We start from the raw sequence: 2,647 nt of genomic DNA on the forward strand, positions 1-2,647 counted from the left end.
ACGCAGGGCGTCCGGGGCAATAAAGGCTGTCGAAGATCGAGTGTAAAAGGGCGACTTGGATGTCCCGTTTTACATCACGAGATCAAAGACACGCTTGATAAGTATCAGCTAATGGCCTATAGTAATCATGAGCATAAAATTATTTAGGAAGGTTCAATATAGCGCAGAGACTGCCTTCCGGTTTATTTTGAAGCACAAGCTCGGAACCATGTGCTCTTGCGATATTATGTGCGATACCGAGTCCCAATTCCGTTCCTCCTGTATGATTAGCACGGGAGCCTTCTAAGCGAAAAAACGGATCAAATACTTTCTGAAGGGCATCTTCCGGGATACCTGGTCCAGTGTCACAGATAGAGATAATAATCTTGCCCTTAAGGGACTGGCGGCATATTTTGGGCCGAAGGAAGAAAATACACCAGCAAAGGTAAAGGCTGAGAAAGTCACAGCGAAATAACATTTTCTGTATATGGAGGCTATGGATGATGTGTGTACTGGTTTAAATGTTCAACACAATTGCCAGGTGGATCACACCAGACTAGTCCGGTTAATCGCGGACCGCCCTCCTGCAGTGAAAAAATTACTGTATCTGGATACACCAGAGTCTATGCTTACTTGTGCAGGAGAATGACTCTTATTGCAGCAGAATGTGAACCGGCGTGAAGGAAAAGAACAACATTGGAACGCACCTGGCCAAGCGCGGAATCAGCCGGCGTTCATTCATCAAGTACAGTTCAGCGATGGCATCGCTGCTCGCCCTCCCGCCAGGTGCTGTTGCTGGTTTTACGAATCAGTTCCTGAAAGCGAAACGGCCATCGGTAATCTGGCTCTCTTTTCAGGAGTGCACCGGATGCACCGAGTCCTTGACTCGTTCACATGCCCCCACGATTGAAGACCTGATATTTGATATTGTCTCGCTCGATTATCACCACACGCTGCAGGCAGCTTCGGGCGAAGCGGCAGAATCTGCCAGGCAGCAGGCCATGAGTGCTGCGTTCGGGAACTACTACCTGGTCGTAGACGGCGCTGTGCCTGCGGGTGATACGGCTGTCTGTTCAACCATTGCAGGCAGAACCAACCTGGATCTCCTGCAAGAGACGATTCAGGGTGCAAAGGCTGTCATAGCAATTGGAAGTTGTGCGGCGTTTGGAGGATTGCCTGCGGCTTATCCAAACCCGACCGGAGCAGCGGGTGTCTCCGAACTGATGGATAGGGGTGAGATCGAGAAAAAGCCGCTGATTAATCTTCCGGGTTGTCCGCCGTTGCCGGTCGCAATAAGCAGTGTGCTTGCGCACCTTGTTGTATTCGAGAAATTTCCTGCACTCGATGTCCTGAATCGTCCGCTGAGTATTTACGCTACGACAGTGCATGATCGCTGTTCCCGTTATCATTTTTATGAAAACGAACAGTTTGCAGAACGATTTGATGACGAGGGTGCGCGCCAGGGATGGTGTCTTTATAAGCTGGGCTGTAAAGGGCCGACGACACATAATGCATGCGCTGTCGTCAAGTGGAACCAGGGAACCAGTTTTCCGATAGAGGCGGGCCATCCGTGTATCGGTTGCTCTGAACCGGATTTCTGGGACAAGGGTGGCTTTTACCAGACGCTTGATAGCGCAATGCTGAGCTATTCACCCAGAAATGAAGCGCATGAGACATGCATTCAGGAAGGTGCGCAGCTCTACGAGGAAAACTGCGTTTACTGCCACTCATTTGATCCGGCTGATTTTAAAACGGCACCGGACAAGATTGCAGAACTGCTGCGTTCCGGTGATATTCGATCGCATAGCAGGCTTCAATTTTCAGATGACCAGCTGACAATCCTGGAAAAATACCTGGAGGAAAGTCAATGAGATCCGATCTCTTTAAATCTTCTGTTGTTGTTATTTTATTGGCGATAGTTTCTCTCCTACTCTATTCTTTCGGTATGGCTGCAGCGCAAACTGAAGCGCAGTTAACGGATACCAGGGTGTTCTCTGTGCATGATCAAAACAGGGATGGCTTTCTTGATCAGAGAGAGTATGAGCACTTTTATATGCAGGTGGCGCAACGTCGGAATTCAAGCGGACGTTCTAATCGTCATATGCCGCTTTATCTTTTCGAGGAGATTGATCACAACAGGGACGGGCTGATCGATGAGGAAGAGATGACCTCAGCGATGAATGTACGCTTAAGGAAGCACAGGCGCTATCGATACAGAGGGGGGAGGTAAACTTCTCTCATTTCTGTGACTCAACAGATACAGGAGACGGAAATGCACGATATTAATGTTCGCTTGTTAAAACCATTCATTCTTGTTTTTGTCATACTTATGCTTGCATCCTGCACAGCAGGAGATGCACTGTTTACACAGGATAATCCTGCCGGTTTCTGGTACGGCCTCTGGCATGGTGTCATTTCAGTTATCACCTTGGTGATTCACCTGTTCAACGAAAAGGTCCTCGTCTATGAAGTGAATAATGTTGGTGGCTGGTACGACTTTGGCTTTCTGCTGGGTGTCATCTGCATCTGGGGTGGCAGTTCTCACGTTAACTGCAAATCGACAGAGAAAAAGTAGCGTGAAAAAGAGTGGGATGAGATCGGGAATCAAGTGTGTCTTTGATCTCGTGATGTAAAACGGGACATCCAAGTCTCCCTTTTACACTCGATC

Annotated in this window: 4 protein-coding genes; 3 read left to right on the forward strand and 1 reads right to left on the reverse strand. The window is 48.5% G+C overall.

Features of this window, described 5'->3' with window-relative positions; translation table 11 throughout:
- Positions 1–139 precede the first annotated feature (139 nt).
- Entirely contained in the window at positions 140–457 is a 318-nt protein-coding gene (locus BOW51_RS09550) for an ATP-binding protein (RefSeq protein ID WP_078477520.1), read from the reverse strand.
- A gap of 199 nt (positions 458–656) precedes the next feature.
- Between BOW51_RS09550 and BOW51_RS09555 the strand changes: the two genes are divergently transcribed.
- The 3 genes from BOW51_RS09555 to BOW51_RS09565 are packed head-to-tail and all read left to right on the forward strand — an operon-like array spanning position 657 to position 2,554.
- Positions 657–1,850 (forward strand): hydrogenase small subunit, encoded by a 1,194-nt coding sequence (locus BOW51_RS09555; protein ID WP_078477521.1) that lies wholly within the window; start codon positions 657–659, stop codon positions 1,848–1,850.
- On the forward strand, positions 1,847–2,209 hold the full coding sequence (locus BOW51_RS09560) for an EF-hand domain-containing protein (protein WP_078477522.1): 363 nt from the start codon (positions 1,847–1,849) through the stop codon (positions 2,207–2,209). The genes BOW51_RS09555 and BOW51_RS09560 overlap by 4 nt, the downstream gene beginning before the upstream one ends.
- A gap of 42 nt (positions 2,210–2,251) precedes the next feature.
- Positions 2,252–2,554, forward strand: a complete 303-nt coding sequence (locus tag BOW51_RS09565) for a hypothetical protein (RefSeq protein WP_078477523.1) — start codon at positions 2,252–2,254, stop codon at positions 2,552–2,554.
- The last annotated feature ends 93 nt before the right edge of the window (positions 2,555–2,647 follow it).

It is taken from the genome of Solemya elarraichensis gill symbiont (genome assembly GCF_002021095.1).
Taxonomy (GTDB): domain Bacteria; phylum Pseudomonadota; class Gammaproteobacteria; order Chromatiales; family Chromatiaceae.